The following is a 17,694-nucleotide window of genomic DNA, read 5'->3' as shown; positions in this document are numbered from 1 at the left end:
ATTCCCACCTAAATATCGAGATTTCTAACGTTCAGTGCGTTGTTTTCGATGAACTCACGCCTTGGCGCAACAACATCACCCATAAGGAGAGAAAATAACTCATTTGCCATTTCCGCATCTTCAATACGCACTCTGTAAAGAGTTCTGCTTTGAGGGTCAACCGTAGTCTCCCAAAGCTGTTCAGGGTTCATCTCACCAAGACCTTTGTATCTCTGAACGCCGAGCCCCTTCTTACCACGCTGTTCTACAAAAGAAACAAACTCGGTCAGAGTCTCGAAGTTTGTTATCTCACCGTCAACATTAAGCTTATAAGGTGCATCACCTATCTCTTTCAGATAAACGCCGAGTCTGCGCAGCTCTCTGAATTCCGGTGTGGCAAGCAGGTCAGTATTAATAGAAACAGTCACAGAGTGGCTGGCAAGGCTGATATTATATCTGCCGTACTCTTCGTTGAACTCTATTTCGTTTGTTACGTACTGGTCAAGTATTCCATACTTCTGCATGGCAGCAAGCAGCCCATCGACAAAGTCTTTATCCTCAAGTTTTGAGAAATGAAGATCGTCATAACTTGCAAGGAGTTTAACAAGCTTTCTGCTGTACCCCTTCTTTTCAAATTTAGTAACCATACGGTTAAGTTTAATAAGGTTCTCAAGAAGTTCTTTATATCTGTGGGGCTGAACATGGGCTATATCAACGCCATCCAGTCCTTGATCAAGTAAATAGTTGACCATAGTCTCTTCGTTCTGTATATACCTTTCAGATTTACCTTTTTTAACTTTATAAAGGGGTGGACTAGCCATATACAGATACCCTCTTTCGATGATTTCTGTCATATAGCGGAAGAAAAAAGTCATAATCAGGGTTGAGATGTGAGCACCGTCGACATCTGCATCTGTCATGATTATGATCTTATGATAACGAAGTTTTTCAATGTTAAAATCATCCTTACCAATCCCAGTCCCCAGAGCAGTGATCAAAGCCCTTATTTCATTACTTGACAGTAACTTATCAAAACGAGCCTTTTCAACGTTCAGAATCTTACCTTTCAGAGGCAGGATAGCCTGAGTACGCCTGTCACGGCACTGTTTAGCTGAACCACCCGCAGAATCACCCTCAACTATGAAGAGTTCGGATTTAGCAGGATCTTTCTCCTGACAGTCTGCAAGCTTACCAGGCAGAGTGGAAACCTCGAGAACGTTTTTCCTTCTGGTCAGTTCTTTAGCTTTTCTTGCTGCCTCTCTGGCACGGAACGCCTGCATGGCTTTTTCAAGTATCTTTTTTATAACTGCTGGATTCTCTTCAAAAAAGTCCGGCAGGAATTTACCCATAATACTTTCAACTGCAGTCTTTGCGATGGCTGACCCAAGTTTTGTTTTTGTCTGACCTTCGAAAACAGGCTCATTCAGTCTGATAGAGATAATAGCCGACATACCTTCACGAACGTCATCACCGGTCAGGTTGACCTTATCTTTATTAAGACCATGCTTGTTGACAAAGTTGTTGAAAACTTTTGTATAACCGGCCTTAAAACCAGCCTCATGGGTTCCCCCCTCTTCTGTGTGGATATTGTTAACAAAAGAGTAGAGATTTTCAGTATAGGAATCGTTAAAGATTATGGCAAATTCGACCTGAACAGCATCTTCATACATTTCCATATGATAAATAGGCTCAGGTATAATAACTGTTTTAGCTTTATTTAAGTATTTAACATAGCTGACTATACCGCCTTCTGCATGGTATTCATCAGCTTTATCGTAGCGTTCATCAGTAATTTTTATTTTAAGACCGCTGTTAAGAAAAGCGAGCTCACGAAAACGTCTTGTAAGTGTTTCGTAAGAAAACTCAAGTGTTTCAAATATCTGATGATCGGGTTTAAAAGTTACCTTTGTACCCCTTTTGGAAGTGTCACCTGTTCTCTTGAACTCAGTGACAGCAGTGCCTCTTTCATACTTCTGATAATAAACTCCGCCGTCACGTTTTACAGTGACTTCAGCGTATTCAGAAAGTGCGTTTACAACAGAAATCCCCACACCATGAAGACCGCCGGATGCGAAATATGATCCGGAGTCAAATTTACCACCCGCGTGCAGTGTAGTCATAACAACTTCCACTGTGGGTCTGCCGACCTTAGGATGTATACCGACTGGTATACCACGACCATTATCCTCAACAGTAACTGAACCGTCTATATGAATAATAATATCGATTGTGTCGCAAAATCCGGCTGAGGCTTCGTCGATAGAGTTGTCTATAACCTCGTAAACGAGATGATGAAGACCTCTCTGCCCTACGGAACCAATGTACATACCGGGACGTTGGCGTACAGCCTCAAGCCCCTCCAGCACACGAATACTATCGTCGCTGTAGCTATTAAGTTTATGATCCATCTTTCACCTGTATCCTGATTGTATGATTACTAGAAAAATTTGTGTTTTTTACGCCTGTGATAAAAATCTGTGCACTCGTATCAAACAAATGAAACAACCTCTCGATTCGGCTTTTATCAAGCCCCGCTTCGAAATCGTCCAACAAAGTGATTATACCATTTTTACCGTTTTTCTCAAGAAGTTTCAGCCCTGAGGCAAGTGTAATTAGCACGAAAGTCTTTTTCTGACCAAAAGAAGAAAATCTATCGTATACCCTGCCGTCAGAAACAGAATAAAATCTGTCTCTGGAGCTGCCGTAAAGGAGCCTCCTGTCCACTATCTCTTTCAACAGTAGGTTTTTATCCTTAACATTTGACCTGAAATCCAGTCTGAAACCATCGTCAAAGCCAAGCTCAGCATAGGTTTGACGCATATGATCGTTAATCTGACCTGCTGTGCATTCTCTCGTCCCTGATATCTTTTCAGAGAGCTCAACTATTTTTTCATTAACAGAATCGATATATGCCCTGTTTAAACGATCTTTCTTCAGTTCAGATACCTTCATGAGGTTTAATTTACGTAAGTCTGTAAGACGGTCAAAATGACCTCTGTCTATCTGAAAGGATAATCTATCTATAAAACGCCTTCTGTCATCCTGATCATCAGAAACTACCTGACCGTATTCAGGTGAATAACATATAACCGGGTGCATAGATAAATATTCCGCCTTACCGGAAACCTTACCCTCATCATCTTTAAGCTCTGCTGATGTTTCATACCTGTAGTGAAAGGTCCTCTGAAAGTCTCCGTCAAGGCACTTCGCTGAAACCAGAAAGAAATCCTGTTTAAATCTTATTGCTTTCTTGACAGTCTGCTGTCTGAAACTTTTAAGGTTAAAAAGAACAAAAAGGGACTCCAGAACAGAAGTTTTACCTGTTCCGTTGTCCCCTTCGATATAATTTATATTCTCAAAATCGTAAAGAGAGTCGATATGGTTTCTGAAATTTAAAATCCTGACTCTGTTGGTATACATCAGTACCTGTTGATGGAGATAGGTACCACAAGATATTTATATTCTCCTGTTTCAGGAATGATCACTGCAGGATTTCTCTCTCCCACCATGTGCAGGTAAAAATAATCGGTATCTATGTTTGAAATCATTTCTGCAACGTGCTTTGCATTGAAGATGATATCTAAAGGCTCTCCGTTGTATTCAAAATCATCTATAGATTCATGACCTGTTCCATATTCAGTTTCAAGCGAGTAAACAGTAAATGTTCCAGGCTTAAAAGAAAGAACTACACCGTGTGTAACCTCACTTGTGATAGCTGAAACACGCTTAATAACGTCGAGAAACTCAGCTCTGTTAAGTTTAGCCTGTAATGGAAGGTCGTTGGCAAAAAGCTTTGTTATGCTTTTAATATATTTTTCTATCAGCTTGCTGAAAATTTTAACCTGACCAATGGTGAAGATAATCTGCTTTCTGTCTGTTTCGATCTCTACATATTCGTCTTCATCGAGAATCTTTAAAAGCTCCATAACAGTTTTTCGTGGAATGTTTATCATGAATTCATTTGAATACTCTTCGTCAAACTTGACACTGCTTGTAGCTATCCGCTGAAAGTCTGCTGCTGAAATCTCAAGCTTATCTCCGTAAACCGCCATGTGAGAGCCGGTGTATTCTATCTTTGATGCATCTGTGGAGATACAAAAGCTTGTCTTTTTTAAAAGGTTATAAAGCATAGAAGACTTAATTTTCAGATAATATTCTGGAGTAATCTCAGCCATTGTCGGAAATATTTCGTGACTTATAGTTGAAAGCTTGAAGCTTGACTTACCTGAATCTATATTAATCTTTGATCCGTCAAAGGAGAAGTCTATAACAGAACCGTCAGGAATTTCTTTTATAATATCTAAAAGTTTTTTGCCTGATACTGTGGCAGTGCCGGTCTCTTCTACTGAGACGGGAATTTTACCTGAGAAACCAACCTGCATGTCTGTGGCACGCAGGGTCACACCGTCAGGTTCAGCATCTATCAGTATGTTTTGCAGAACGGTATTAAGGTTCTTTGGGCTGGTAAAGCTGTTAGCAAACTGTATGAAAGGGTAGATTTCATCTTTTACTGCCTTAAAACGCATAGCAACCTCTTAGTATTATATTATAAATATAGTCGTAGTAATAATAAGCTATTTGGAAATTGTTGACAAGCGATTTACACCAAATTTGTCAATGATTTTTGCATTTTAAATCTAGTGGAAAACTTCAACGTACTTTCAACATAGTAAACATATTTGGAGAAAAAGTAAAATAGCGTCTATATTTAAGTGGATAAAATTAAAACTTGTCAACACGACTAAACACTTTATAATCACATCAACAAGTACACACGGTACTTTACAGAATGGTCACTATTTATGACCAGTTTAATTTAGGAAGGCTGATTAAATGGAAAATTCTTCGACATTTCACGCGCAGATTGAGTTTGTTTTTATGCATAACGCGAGAACAAAAAAGGTTCCTCTCATGTTTATTATGAAAAATAAAGAGAGATTCAGGGGACGCGTTGAGGACTTCGATCAGTACCACATTATGATTGATGATGCAGAAATGAAGATTCTCCTTAACAAAAATGATATTGCCACTGTAGCTGCGGCTAAGACTGTTGTGGATATAGACTTTATATCCAAAATATACTACAGCGCACATCAGGGACGCCATCCAAGGCATACAAGACCGCCGATGCAGGATATTTTTCTTAACGAGGTCCGTAAATCGCGCTCGCCTATCATAAGCTTTCTCATTAATGGTGTTAAGATACGCGGAAGCCTCATAGGATTCGATAATTATACATTGTTAACATCATTTGAAGGCAGACAACAGCTTGTGTATAAAAATACGGTTTCAACCATTTTTCCTATATATCAACATGGGGAAATAATAAAATACGATAACGAGAGATAATATGCAGAAACTTAAAATACTTGTAGTTGACGATGAAGAACACACGAGACTCGGATATGCGGAAATATTAAAAATGGGCGGGCATGAAGTTGATATGGCAGCAGACGGAATGGAAGGGCTGGCGAAAGCTTCAGTTACTGATTATGATCTGATAATTTCTGACCTGCATATGCCAAAGATGAACGGTGTAGAATTCATTGAAAAGCTGGACAAAAGTAATCATAAAGCCAAAAAGATAGTGATCACTGCATTTGGTTCTTATAAATCGTATAAAGATACAGCTTCACACGGAACATGCCTGTATCTGAATAAGCCTGTTCGTGCAGCAGACCTTGAGGCTGCCCTTTACGACTGCTTTAAATAGTATTCAACATTACAGAATGTTTCAGTGGAATTGTTGACAATTTAAAACTGTGAATTCCGCTGTGTCTCAATAAAAAGCTCATCTTCATCAAGGTTAATGAAGTTTTGCTCCCCGAATCGCTTATTGAAGTATATCTCAATATTCTTTTCCTGAAAAAACTGCACAGCATACATTGTCGGGTCACCGTAAAATGTTTTGACCTTCTTTTCATACTTTTTAGGTATGGCAGACAAAGATATAAGGTCATCTGCAAGTGTGTCACTGTTAGTAAGCGTATAAAAAACCACATCGTCAATATGACCGAAACGCTTTTCTGTATAGGTAATGACTGAGTAAATGAAAATACGCAGCCTGTGGAGACTGTCCAAAGCATTCTGGTCGATATAAAGATCAACCCCCTGCTTACGATACAGATTAAAGCGTTTTACATCGTCTTTGATGCCGAGTTTTACAGTCAGGTCAAGCGGCAGGTCGTCCATAACATCTGCCCTGTCGTAGAGGTTGAGACGGCGGTCTGCAAGCCCGTTTTTCATAAGAAGGGATGCAGTTCTGAAAAAGACAGTAAAAGATATGGAGTCAGGAAGGTGAAAATCATCCTTGAGCTTTGTTTCAAGAAGATCCTTACTCATGGAAACTATAGGATTTTTTCCGTAAAACTCACTCATCCCGAAAAGTGAATCGCAGTCTATGAAGCCGGCAGACATGTCATGAAGATTACCATCATCCATGAAATGCGCTTTTTCAAGATTATCAAGAGGTATAAGAAGCTTTTTCCCAGGTGTCTGGTTGACAAACCGCATGAAGCGCACCAGGTCTCTGTGGTTTTCCCTCGGCTGAAGAACCTCAACAAGAAAATCTCCAAGCTTCATAGATTTATATTTAACCAGCCCGAACATCTCTTCGCCCTCAAAATAAGGCTTATCAAGGATCACAATTACACGTTCGATATCAAGAACTTTAACATTATTGTGGATAAAATCAGAAATGAGCTGATCTTCAAGAATATTCTCGAGTCTTTCAGAGGTTTTAATATGTCCGTCATCAACAACATTCCCTATGCCGGCACTGTAGTGGTAGTAACGAACTCCATCCGGCTGCTGGATAAATAACAAACCGTCATTACTGAAAGAGGTATCCTCTTCCTGCTCATTCTCCTCGAATTTTTTAATTTCGATAGTATCACGGGAGTGTCCGGCTATCTCTTCGATTGGTCTTTCATCATATACAAAATCATCAACGATTACTTCATCGCTGAAATCTTCGATAATTTCAGGTTCTTTGCTATCAGTTTGTTTCTTGTCATCTCTCTCTGCCTGCTTGATGAACATGTCTGTTGTGAGAAAACTTTTGAATTCATTCTCCTCAACAACGCCATTACTGTTTTTAATCTTGAGACTGACTATCCCAGGATTGACATTTTCAAACTTAACAGCTTCCTGAGTGTCCACAGTGATGTTTGATTTTACACCGTACTGACAGGCTAAACGCATTCCGGCATCAAGGCTTGCCTCAGCCAGTACAAGGCGTTCTTTCTTAGTAGGTTTGTTGACAGACACACCTTTAATCTTTACTTTGCACTTGCCGCACTGCCCGTTTCCATCGCAAAGCTTTTTATCTATGAGGTCATGTTCTCGCAAGAGGTGGTAAAGGTTAGTACCGCTTTTAGCCTCGAGAACATGACTGCTGCCTGTCACTGTGACAGTAAATTTTTTTGAGCCAAACATTTGTTACACTCCAGAAATATTCAGAATTACTAATCGGAATAATTATCAGGAACTTGAACCAGTTTCTTAAAGTCACTCCCCGCAGGATGCTGAAAAACTGCAAGGTCAAATTCACGTACAGCAGCTAACAGGTGATCAAATATATCTGACTGTATCCCTTCATATCTAATCCAGTCTGTGTCGTCGGTGAAAACATAAATCTCAATGGGCAGTCCGTCCGGGCTTGGTGGAAGCTGCCTTACGAGAAAAGTTAAATCCTGTCTTATATGCGGGTGGTTCCTTAGGTAGTTTATAATATAAGCTCGGAAAGTTCCTATATTTGTCAGCTTTCTTCTATTTATGTCTGTACCTTCTATGTCTATATCTTCTTGTAGCTTTTTGTCAAAATATTCTTTCAGAACCTTAAACTTTCTGTACCTGTCTATGTCGTCTTTACTGATAAACCGTACAGAAGACTGGTCGATGTTTATAGCTCTTTTGATGCGTCTGCCTCCGGCTTCTTTCATCCCCCGCCAGTTCTTGAATGAGCCGTCCATGAGTTTACTGGTAGGGATATATACTATAGTTTTATCAAAGTTCTGAACTGTAACGTTATATAGTGCTATGTCGATAACATCACCATCCGCACCGAAACGGGGAACCTCTATCCAGTCTCCTTTATGGATCAGGTCGTTGAACATTATCTGCATGCCTGCTATGAAGGACAGGATAGTATCGCGGAATATCAGCATGAGGATAGCGGTCATAGCGCCGAGTCCGCTCAGGAACCCAAGAGGAGATTTACCAACTGCGATATATACAGATGCGACAACACCCATGAAGCCTATAATCACCTGCGCAAGCTGAAGATAGCCTTTGATTGGGCGTGTGGTAGAAATATTGAAGGTATTGTAAATACTGTTGATAAGTGTAAAAAGTCTTACGAGGAAAAAAGTTATATTCAGTCCGATATATGCGGAAATAATCTGTGTAAGCTCTGGTGGCATATTGATTATCTCTTTAGTATACAGGAGCACAATAGCCGGCGCTATAAAGGCGAGATGATTCAGAAGCTTTGAGTCTATAAGAAGGTCATCTATAGTGTTCTTAGTCCTTTGCAGGAAAGAAATTATAACCCTTATCAGTACGTTTTTGACTATAAAATAGCTGATAAAAGCTGCAAAGAAAGTTATAGAATATTCAGACGTATTAAATATAAATTGTTTAATCGCTTCTGCGTCAATATGCATCAGGTAATCACCTCAAAATTTCCCATATTAAACACAATATCCTTCTTAACGTCCATAGTTTCCAGATCTTTTTTATTAAATTTTACCCAATGTATGCGCGTGTTTTCAATATTCACGTCTTTTAGCTCATCAGAAATGTCTTTTTCTGTTTTTACCATGACATCGTGGGTATTTCTGTTATTTCTTATGATTATGAAAGTATCACCGAGCTGTGAGAATTTTGTGGAGACGTAGAGAGTATTCTGACCATTTTTCCCACGTTTAAGCCTGACATATGTATCATCAATATTCTCATCCCCTGTTTTGAGGAAAGCCAATAGACCGCCGGCAAGGAGCATATTTGAAACCTGCATTTTGGTTATGCCGTCTTTTGCAGTATTGTCAGAATTGACATAAGCTCTGATTTTTTCGTCACCAGCCATGCTGTCATCATTCAGAAGCTTGTTTTCCATAAACAGACCGGAATTTTTAATAGCCTGCTTCAGTGTATCCGGGGTGATATTCTGTACGTCTACGCTCTGAAATTTTCCGAATGCCTTCATAAGTTTTGCCAGGTCGAATGTTCCGACCTCCTGCTTGACATAGTTTACATTCAGATTCTGCACAGGAGTTTTTTCAACCGTAAGCTCTATCTCTTTACCATCTATTTTTGTAACTTCCGCAGTAATATTTTTCAGAAGCTGCTGCATATTCGCATCGAGCTTGACCTCAAAAAGATTATTTTTAACTGCCACAAGGGAATTGCCGTTATTAAGAATTTTAAGAATCTGTATTTCGATCTTTTCGCCGGGGTTTGCTTCTATTGTACCCGCAGGTATCTGCAGGATAAGCTTTGCCGGCTCACCCTGGGGGGCTGTTGCTGTTGGCGCAGTTGCGGCAGAAGGCGTTGATTGAGTTGTTGTTATAATGCGCATTGGGTTCGTGCTGTTTTCAGTTTTAGGGATAATACGCAGTGTCAGGGATCCGCTGTCTGCTTTAACAACCTCAGCACGGACAGTTTTGCCTTCCGGTTCGGCAGGGAGTTGAGCTGTAAAGGATTTCCCTTTGAGATTGATGAGAAACATGCCGTTTTCCATCTTGCGCACGATATTAAGGTTCAGCCGTTCACCATCTTTGAAGCTGATTTCTCCGCTGGCTGCAAGTTTCTGGAGACCGTCAGGCCAGAAGATGTTCATATCAGCCCAGATCCATACGTTTGACTATCTGAACTTCTGTTACTGAAACACCAAGCTTTGATGCGATATCGCTGTCAGAAAGCCCTGAGCGTACCAGTTCAGATATTTTGTCTCTGATGCCCGTTCCTTTTGGTTTTTCTGGCTGCCTTACGTGGTTCATGGCAGGTTCGTATGTGTCTTCGCTATATCCGGACTGGGGCTTGTAAACAGGTGGGGGAGCATCTTCGAAGGACTCCAGCCTTTTTAGCTTTTCGTCGATCAGAGAGGATATGTCCTCAAGCAGTTCTTCTTTCTGTCTGACAGAATCCTCAAGCTTATCTGCGACACGTTCGCTCTCAATGACAAGCTCTCGCATCTCCTCCATAAAAGGATAAAGGTCATTTGGGCTTACATCTGTTATTTTTTTGTGGAGAGAGTTTATTTTCGATATGGCGATCAGCAGAAGTATAAACAATATACATATAAGCAGAAAAGCCAGACCAACAAGCGTCATAGGGTTCATCAGCTTCTGTTCCTCTTCAGGTTTTCGCGGTCTTTCTGAAATACAAAGTGTATGATATTCTCTTTCGTACTATCATTTATATTGCTGAAAACAGCTTCGCATATACAGGTGTTTCCGGTTGGTATGACATCAGTTATCTTGCAGACAGCAGCGAAATTCAGCCCTGAACCTGTCTTTGGAGTGGACTGGACATAAACCATATCATCCGGTTTTATTCCGCAGCTATCATACACAAAAGACAACCCGTCGCCGCCGAGGCTGAGCATCTTTCTTGCTGTGATCCCTTCGACAGTATCTTCATCTTTCAGTGAATCAAGAAGTTCGTCCATCTTTCCGTCGATGCTCATCAGCATTTTCAGAATGTACTGATTAGTGAGGGATTCATCAGTGATAATCTTTTTAATCTGGTTAGTGAGAGTGCTTTTGTAACGATTATTTAGTTTTTCTGCCCTGTAACGGAGGTCTGCTATGTTCCCATCGTCAGCAGGTACAATTTCGAAATGATCTTTAAACTCTATAAAATGGCTGTCAGATTCAGAGTGCTTGACATCAGAGACTATACGAAGCTCCAGCCTGTTATCTGATACAGAGATAAGTTTGACCTCAGCGGTATGCGTTACGGTATTCTCATACCATTTCAGCTTAAGACGGACAGCATCGTTAAAACTGCCCACATCAGCACTGGGTAGTTCAACAGTAAGTGGTTCTGTACTTAGCAGATTTCCTGAAAAAATGCGGAAATCATTAATAGAATATAATAAAAGCTTACAGCTCGTCATTTATGCTTCCAGATCTATAATATGCCCGGTATCCCTTTCGAGACGCCGGGCAATTTCTTTATTTCGTTCTCTTTTTTTCTTCTGCTCTTCACGTTCTCTACGGCGTTTTTCATCGCTGTTAATGGTTTTACCCTGGGAGTTTTCGGTTTCGGACACACTTTTAGAGCGTTTGTCTGCCTGCTCTTTCATTTCCTGTGCGATTGCGACCTGTTTGTTATCAGCCGCTTTGTCGTGCACATCCGCCACTTTTTCTGTAGAGGCTGAGTGGCTTAAAACCTGCCGGAATTCAGTTGGCGCTATCCCATGGTATTATCCCTAACCTTTCCTGTAGATTATACCGCCCCCGAAGTTTTCCATTTTAAAGCTGTCGGATATCTTATTCAGTGTCTCAGAGTGTCCCAGATAAAGTGCACCTGGTACACCGAGAGCTTTGTGAAAAGTTTCGATAACCTTCTGCTTTGCAGGAATGTCGAAATATATGAGCACATTTCTACAGAATATAACATCCAGTCTGCCTACTTTTGAGCCTATCATCGGACTGAGCAGGTTCCCCTGAAAGAACTTGATTTTGCTCATGATCATAGGGTCAATTTTAAAGGTGAAGCCGTCTTTTGTGAAATACTTCTGCTGTACAGCAGGCGGAACACCCCTGAAAGATATCGTTCTGTAGAGACCTTTCTGAGCAATCCCCAGCACCTCAGTATTGATGTCTGTGGCAAGTATTTCAATATTCATTTTATTAAACAGACCTGCTTCGTTAAGGAGGATCGCAATGGAATACGGCTCCTCACCTGAAGAACATGCAGCAGACCATATTCTTAAAGACTTCTTCCCTTTTGCCAAGAGGTCAGGGATGATGTTTTTAATCATGTGATCCATCTGAGCTCTTTCACGCAGAAAGTAGGTCTCATTTATCGTTACCTGATTTAGCAGAACCTCCATCTCCTCACGCTTTTTCGGATCGTATTTAAGGTAATAAATATAATCCTTAAAGCTGGAGAAGTTAAGTTCCTGAAGCCTTTTGGAGAGTCTGTTCTCAATCAGATACTTTTTGCTGTCAGCAAAGGCGATGGCTGCATTTTTGTAGATGATATCTTTCAGCTCTACAAACTCGTCATCTTTAATTTTTATTGTACCTGTACTTATCATATCGCATCCAAAACAGACTGTATTTTTTCTTTCACATACTTATTATCGTCCTCATCCAGCCCTTTCTTTAAAAGATCAAGGTAGCCTTCTGGCTTAAGGTTAATAAGTATCTCCAGAGCCTTGTAGCGGACAATCCAGCTTTGGTCAGCGATGAACAGCGTCCCCGCCGCTTCAGCAGCGAGCTGTTTGTTGTCGTTAGCAAGGGCAGCTAAGACCTCTTTGCGGATATCTTCGTTTTCGTCTTCCAGAATAGTCATATAAAAATCGCTGAAGTCCGCATTAATTTTACCGAGTGCTTCCACTATGGCAAGCTTGACATTTTCATCAACATGCCCGAAGCTTTCTTTCAGTTTTTCAGCTTCGACAGGGGTGCATATCTCACCACAAGCCTTTACGGCAAAGTAACCAACCCATGAGTCGTTGTCAGTGACTCTTTCCAGTATTTCACTGAGCTTATCTTTGGCTTTGATTTTGGCGAGACCGCCTGCTGCTGCTTCTCTGGTTTTGATAAAAGAGCTTCCGAGAGCTTTGATGAGGATATCAGAAACACCCTCTTTGTTGAAGGATGATATGGCTCTGATAAGTGCCGCACTTGCTGCTTCGTTTTCTTCTTTATCGACTCTGTCCACCAGAAGGTTAAAAGCCTTAGTATCGTTAATGAGAGTGAGTGCCTGCACCGTGACTGTCCTTACGGAAGGATCGTCACTTTGAAGCAGCTTTCCGAGCCTCTCAGCATCAGAGTCATCAGAGAGCAGAGCGATAGATGCGGCGGCGGCCTCTCTGAGCTCTTCCACATCACAGTCGAGGAACTCGTACATTTTCTCTTTGCTGTCTGTATCACCAAACCACCCCAGCACAAGCACGGCTGCTTTTGCAACCTGCGGAGTGTCGCTTTCCAGAGCTGCTTTGATTTTGTCCTCAGAGCTGTAATCGTGTGCTCTGCCTAAAGTTAGTATTGCGTAATATTTCAGAGTAGGATCTTCAGAGTCCAGTATTTCGTAAAGTTTGTTGCGGATATCGTCATTCATGTACTGAACGATATAGTCTGAAACTCTGTCTGCGTAATCTGCTTCGAAAAACTTTTCAATAAGTTCATCGGGAGTATAGGTGCTGAAGTCCTCTTCTATTGTGAAATACATAGTGAGGTTTGCCATTTCAAGAACCTGAAAGACGTTCTCACATACATTAGTTACCGTAAATTCGGCGCCTATCTTAGCTGAGTTTTTTTTAAACGCAATAAGAGCCGCCAGAGCCTTACTCTGGATGTAGAAGCATTTCTTAAGATCAAGGCTGACTTTAGAAACCCCTTTTTCGTCCAGAATTCTTCTGGAAGCATCTTCGAGGTCTTTGCCGCTTGTATCCTGTTCCACAATTATTTTGAGAACGTCACCGTCTTTGGCGAATTCTACTGACATAATTTACCCCAGAGCTTGAGCTTGCGTATCATATATTTTGAAAACTTTATCCAGACCTGTGAAAGTAAACATCTCTCTGATATCAGGAGTCATTTCACAGAGCATGAGAGTCTTTTTGGTTTTGTTAGCGTTCTTCAAAAGGTCGATTATCTCTCTGAGACCAGAACTGTTCATATAGACAACACCTTTGAAAGAGAGCACAACGGTATTTGCACTGTTGAAAATATCGAGAATGTTTTTTTTCAGTTCGCTGCCTGTCTGAGCGTTAACTTCCCCTTTGACAAAAACAAGCTTTTTGTCCCCTTTGTCCTGTACTTCAAACATAATAAGATCCTCCTTAGAGTTTTTTGAAAGCCAATATCGTAATATCGTCTTCGAAAGGGTGTCCCTGTGTAAAGTTCCGGACATCTTCCATAATGTTCTCAATCATTTCACTGACGGGGAGACTCGCAAACATCATTATCTTTGAGATGAGCTGATCATATCCGTACTGCTCTCTGCTGCGGTTCATCGCTTCGTTAAGTCCGTCAGTATATAGGAAAACAATGTCACCGGAGTCAATTTCCAGTTCCCCTTCTTCATAGTCTACCATATCAAACGCCCCAAGAAACATTCCGTGACACGAAATTTTCTTAACAAGCATCTCAGACTTGTCATAAAAAAGTAAGGGGTTGTGCCCTGCGCTTGCATAGTTCAGGGTTCCGTTTTTGGAATTGAAAACAGTGTAAAACATTGTAACAAAGTCATTTGTGTGTATGTTGTCACATAATATCTCGTTCACCATGGCGACGGCTTCTGATGAGGATATTACGTCGTAAGTGTATGAACGCATTATAGCACGGGTTATAGCCATTATGACTGATGCAGGTATACCGTGACCTGAAACATCTGCCACGCCGAGCCCCCAGTATCCGTTGCTCATTTCTATACAGTCATAATAATCACCGCCTGCGTGTTCAGCAGGGGTATAGAAAGCGCCGAAGTCATAGCCCTCTATCTGCGGTAGTGTTTCCGGCAGAAGGCTTGCCTGTATCTGACCAACCTGTGTCAGCTCTTCGTCAATTATTTTGTGTGCAACTTTGAGCTTATCATTCATTCTGAGTAGGTCTTCGTTGAGAAGGCTCATCTGTCTTTGTTTCTCATGCAGTACAGACTGCTGGTTTTTTATTTCATCTATAAGTTTAAGCTCTTTTGTGGTGTCACGGAGACTTTCCACAATATATCTGTCGAAATGATTCATTGTGACAGTGAGTTTCTTACCATGTGCTTCCCGGAAGGCTCGTGTGTTTTTCGGGTCAAGCAGCGGACAGTCTTTACACTGTTCTGTATAGCCGTAAACTTCGTAGCATCTCATCTCCGGAGTCTTTTTCCCCTCCAGACTGCACATATCAATGAGGCTGGAGTTTGAAACATTTATAGTAAGGTCAGGGTTAACGACCATAACACCGTCATTGAGAGAGTTTATTGTTCGAAGTATGAATCTGTGTTCTTTCTCGGTTTCCTTCCGCTTAAGGTTCAGTATGACGTTTGATGCCTTAAGTTCTTTCGAGTGGCGGGTGAGTTTATCTATAAGTTTTTTTGTACTGGTTATGTCGCTGAGGATTTCAGCATATGCATTATCTTCAAGCTTGATGAATTTAGCTGAGAAAAGTTTCCGGAAACCGCGGTGTGTGATAGTGTCATGCTCGATATCCAGAGGAATCCTATTGTCTTTAAGTTTAGCGAGCTGACAGTCCTTACAAGGTTCCATTTTGTTAAACATGACCATATGACATTTCTTGCCTGTCATTTTTTCCGGACCCTTGCCTGTAAGCTGCTTTACCTGCGGACTGCAGTATTGTATCTGAAATTTATCATTTACAACCAGCACTATCTCGCTGATAAAATTTAATATTTCGCTGCTATATTCCATTGTCTGTCACGTTCCGGTTATGTATTTTAATGAAAGCATTATACAGCCTTGTTTTTAAAGACTATATGTTACAGTAAGTTTAATTCATTGCTGGGTAAAAATCAAACGCTTTGGAGGAATAAAAAATTAAGCTTTGATAAAACCTTACTTTGATTTTACCATGATGAGATAAAATACGATCATAAATGATATGATAGCTATTGAAATGTAGAGTAGATTGTAGCTGAGTCTTACAGTCTTTTTCATTTGTTCTGTATAAAACTCTTCAAGTTTTTCGTCAATATTACGAAGAACATCCAGCTCATTTTCGACAACATCCCTTGCTTTGTTCATCTGCTCTTCTGATTCCATTTCAATTAGTGATCCAATGTACATAACAAGATTCTGGACTATGTTGTATATGGTTTGCGACAGATAGCTGAAACGTTCAGTGAATCTGAAATAAAGCGTTTTTCTCAGTTCCGGAAGAAGTTTTGTCTGAAGATTACGAAATCTGTCCTTCACTTCTGGTGTAAGGTTGTTGATATCATCAATCCTGTCAACTTCATTAAAGGTTTCTCTGGCGAGGTGCAGATAGTTTTCTGCCAGATCTGACAGTGTGCTCGTATTTACAAAAACTTTTTTTCCTTTCAGCTGGTGGTTCTTTAGATAGTTTCTTATCACAAGCCTTCCAGACGGAACTTTGACATTTTTACGTTTCTTGCCAGAGCCTGAAAGCTTTTTAAGCTCAAGGGCTTCGATAGTCTCTATGATATCTTTAGGTGTGAAAACGTAGTGATCTTTCCCGTCCAGAACATCCTTCATGTCCGCAGAAATGTCTGCATTGGTGAAGAAGAAGAGTTTCAGCATACCCTCTTCGTTCATAGTGCGGAGAACATCAGTAGCTATGTAATGATCAATCTCTGCTCCGCCTTTAACTATTTCCAGCCAGATTAGTGCGTTAACGTTTTCATTTTTTGATGAACGCCATATTTCAACACGTCTTTTATTTTCGTCTTCTTTAAGGTTTCTGTGTATTGCATATGAAAAGTCATGCATGACATCAGTGACGTATTCGTAAAACTTTTTTAGCTTTATATTGAAGAAATCCTGATAGGTTATTTTGTTATCTGATTCGTTCATAGAGTATAGCCCGCCGGTTAAGAGGTTGTCCGTTTTTTTTGTTTGGTGCTGCCGGAAAAGCGGGGCCGAGCCCTAATGTCTGAACATTTTCTGCCGGAATCCCTGCTTCAGTAAGTTTGTTTAAGAAAAATGCAGCCCTTTTAGCTGAAAGTTCAAAGTTGTCAGCATATTCTGTATTCGGTACAACACGCACATCGTCAGTATGTCCGATTATTACATACTTTTTTGCATTGTTAGCATTGCTTATAATATTTATTTCTTTGTCAGTTAATTCCTTACGAAATTCGCCAAGAGCAAAGTAAATAGCCCCCTGCTCATTAAGATTTGCACTGAGTATACCATTATCTGCACATTCTGTTCCGTTAGCTTCAAAAACCACCACCACAGAACCTTCTTTTTCTATATTTTCTATAGTGTGTGAGTTGCCTTCCGGGGTGAGCTTCTGACCATTATAAATTAGGCTTCCTAACTTTTCGCACGGATCAGGTGTCATTTCGATCATTAGGCTGCCGTTTGCAGGTACATTAGTCGTGCCATATGGTTTAACAGAGCCTTCCCCGACTTTTGTAATTGTAATTGAATATTCTCCGTCAGATGTCGGCGTTAAGCCTCTCATCTCACCTGAAACAGCTGTAGGCGGTTGATATAATTCGATTGAAAGGATCTGCCATCCGTTTAGAGCAACATTTTCACGTGCTTCTTCTTCGTTTTCTGCATATACACGGAGCTGGGTTGTGACATCTGTATCGGGGCGGGTTACGATGATCTTATATTTTTGCCTTTCCGCTGCGTAGCTAGCGCCACCAGATAAAGCGGCGAAAATTATCAGGGCGCTTAGAAGCCTTAGGAGAGAGGGCACGGTAGTTGTTTTCATCGAGCCTGTATTGTTTGGCTGCTTCTTCAAAGTTATCACCTTTTATTTTATCAACAACGATAAGTTCGTAGACAACATCGCTTCCGCCCTGGTATTTGAGAAAAGTGTTCGGTTTCATTTT

18 protein-coding genes are annotated in these 17,694 nt (G+C 40.7%); 2 read left to right on the top strand and 16 right to left on the bottom strand.

The features are described from left to right. Positions 1-8: 8 nt before the first annotated feature. The 3 genes from gyrB to dnaN are packed head-to-tail and all read right to left on the bottom strand — an operon-like array spanning position 9 to position 4,505. Positions 9-2,387: a DNA topoisomerase (ATP-hydrolyzing) subunit B gene (gene gyrB / locus DACET_RS14490; protein ID WP_013012108.1), complete on the bottom strand. Its 2,379-nt coding sequence runs from the start codon at positions 2,385-2,387 to the stop codon at positions 9-11. After that, positions 2,377-3,399, bottom strand: a complete 1,023-nt coding sequence (gene recF, locus DACET_RS14485; protein WP_013012107.1) for a DNA replication/repair protein RecF — start codon at positions 3,397-3,399, stop codon at positions 2,377-2,379. Before recF ends, gyrB begins: the two co-directional genes overlap by 11 nt. Then, positions 3,399-4,505: a DNA polymerase III subunit beta gene (dnaN, locus tag DACET_RS14480; RefSeq protein ID WP_013012106.1), complete on the bottom strand. Its 1,107-nt coding sequence runs from the start codon at positions 4,503-4,505 to the stop codon at positions 3,399-3,401. The genes recF and dnaN overlap by 1 nt, the downstream gene beginning before the upstream one ends. Positions 4,506-4,812: 307 nt before the next feature. Here dnaN and hfq point away from each other — a divergent pair, with 307 nt between their 5' ends. Both hfq and DACET_RS14470 read left to right on the top strand, forming a co-directional pair. Beyond that, entirely contained in the window at positions 4,813-5,328 is a 516-nt protein-coding gene (gene hfq, locus DACET_RS16610; RefSeq protein ID WP_013012105.1) for an RNA chaperone Hfq, read from the top strand. Position 5,329: 1 nt separating this feature from the next. Next, positions 5,330-5,692, top strand: a complete 363-nt coding sequence (locus DACET_RS14470) for a response regulator (RefSeq protein WP_013012104.1) — start codon at positions 5,330-5,332, stop codon at positions 5,690-5,692. A gap of 41 nt (positions 5,693-5,733) precedes the next feature. On the opposite strand, the gene DACET_RS14465 is transcribed toward DACET_RS14470, so the two are convergent. From DACET_RS14465 to DACET_RS16410, 13 genes are all read right to left on the bottom strand, one after another. After that, the gene (locus DACET_RS14465; RefSeq protein ID WP_013012103.1) at positions 5,734-7,416 is read right to left on the bottom strand and encodes a 2Fe-2S iron-sulfur cluster-binding protein; all 1,683 of its coding nucleotides are present in this window, start codon (positions 7,414-7,416) and stop codon (positions 5,734-5,736) included. A gap of 29 nt (positions 7,417-7,445) precedes the next feature. Beyond that, positions 7,446-8,645 carry a mechanosensitive ion channel family protein gene (locus DACET_RS14460; protein WP_013012102.1) on the bottom strand — a complete coding sequence of 400 codons (1,200 nt, stop codon included), beginning with the start codon at positions 8,643-8,645 and terminating at the stop codon, positions 7,446-7,448. Next, entirely contained in the window at positions 8,645-9,820 is a 1,176-nt protein-coding gene (locus DACET_RS14455; RefSeq protein WP_013012101.1) for a hypothetical protein, read from the bottom strand. Before DACET_RS14455 ends, DACET_RS14460 begins: the two co-directional genes overlap by 1 nt. Position 9,821: 1 nt before the next feature. Beyond that, positions 9,822-10,322 (bottom strand): hypothetical protein, encoded by a 501-nt coding sequence (locus tag DACET_RS14450; protein ID WP_013012100.1) that lies wholly within the window; start codon positions 10,320-10,322, stop codon positions 9,822-9,824. Continuing rightward, complete coding sequence (locus DACET_RS14445; protein ID WP_013012099.1) at positions 10,322-11,101, bottom strand: hypothetical protein; 780 nt, start codon at positions 11,099-11,101, stop codon at positions 10,322-10,324. The genes DACET_RS14450 and DACET_RS14445 overlap by 1 nt, the downstream gene beginning before the upstream one ends. After that, complete coding sequence (locus DACET_RS14440) at positions 11,102-11,338, bottom strand: hypothetical protein (protein WP_148214198.1); 237 nt, start codon at positions 11,336-11,338, stop codon at positions 11,102-11,104. A 78-nt stretch (positions 11,339-11,416) separates the two neighbouring features. Next, the gene (locus DACET_RS14435) at positions 11,417-12,250 is read right to left on the bottom strand and encodes a CheR family methyltransferase (RefSeq protein ID WP_013012097.1); all 834 of its coding nucleotides are present in this window, start codon (positions 12,248-12,250) and stop codon (positions 11,417-11,419) included. Beyond that, complete coding sequence (locus tag DACET_RS14430) at positions 12,247-13,665, bottom strand: HEAT repeat domain-containing protein (RefSeq protein WP_013012096.1); 1,419 nt, start codon at positions 13,663-13,665, stop codon at positions 12,247-12,249. Before DACET_RS14430 ends, DACET_RS14435 begins: the two co-directional genes overlap by 4 nt. A 3-nt stretch (positions 13,666-13,668) precedes the next feature. After that, the gene (locus tag DACET_RS14425; RefSeq protein WP_013012095.1) at positions 13,669-13,989 is read right to left on the bottom strand and encodes an STAS domain-containing protein; all 321 of its coding nucleotides are present in this window, start codon (positions 13,987-13,989) and stop codon (positions 13,669-13,671) included. A 13-nt stretch (positions 13,990-14,002) separates the two neighbouring features. Then, positions 14,003-15,577: a SpoIIE family protein phosphatase gene (locus DACET_RS14420; RefSeq protein ID WP_013012094.1), complete on the bottom strand. Its 1,575-nt coding sequence runs from the start codon at positions 15,575-15,577 to the stop codon at positions 14,003-14,005. A gap of 144 nt (positions 15,578-15,721) precedes the next feature. After that, positions 15,722-16,699: a hypothetical protein gene (locus DACET_RS14415; protein WP_013012093.1), complete on the bottom strand. Its 978-nt coding sequence runs from the start codon at positions 16,697-16,699 to the stop codon at positions 15,722-15,724. Then, the gene (locus tag DACET_RS15820; RefSeq protein WP_013012092.1) at positions 16,683-17,573 is read right to left on the bottom strand and encodes an OmpA family protein; all 891 of its coding nucleotides are present in this window, start codon (positions 17,571-17,573) and stop codon (positions 16,683-16,685) included. Before DACET_RS15820 ends, DACET_RS14415 begins: the two co-directional genes overlap by 17 nt. Further along, entirely contained in the window at positions 17,494-17,691 is a 198-nt protein-coding gene (locus tag DACET_RS16410; protein ID WP_169304248.1) for a hypothetical protein, read from the bottom strand. Before DACET_RS16410 ends, DACET_RS15820 begins: the two co-directional genes overlap by 80 nt. Between the last annotated feature and the right edge of the window lie 3 nt (positions 17,692-17,694).

The sequence above is a fragment of the Denitrovibrio acetiphilus DSM 12809 genome, from assembly GCF_000025725.1.
Lineage (GTDB): Bacteria > Chrysiogenota > Deferribacteres > Deferribacterales > Geovibrionaceae > Denitrovibrio > Denitrovibrio acetiphilus.
The sequence above is the reverse complement of the archived record's forward strand: the minus strand, read 5'-3'. Positions and strand labels throughout refer to the sequence as shown.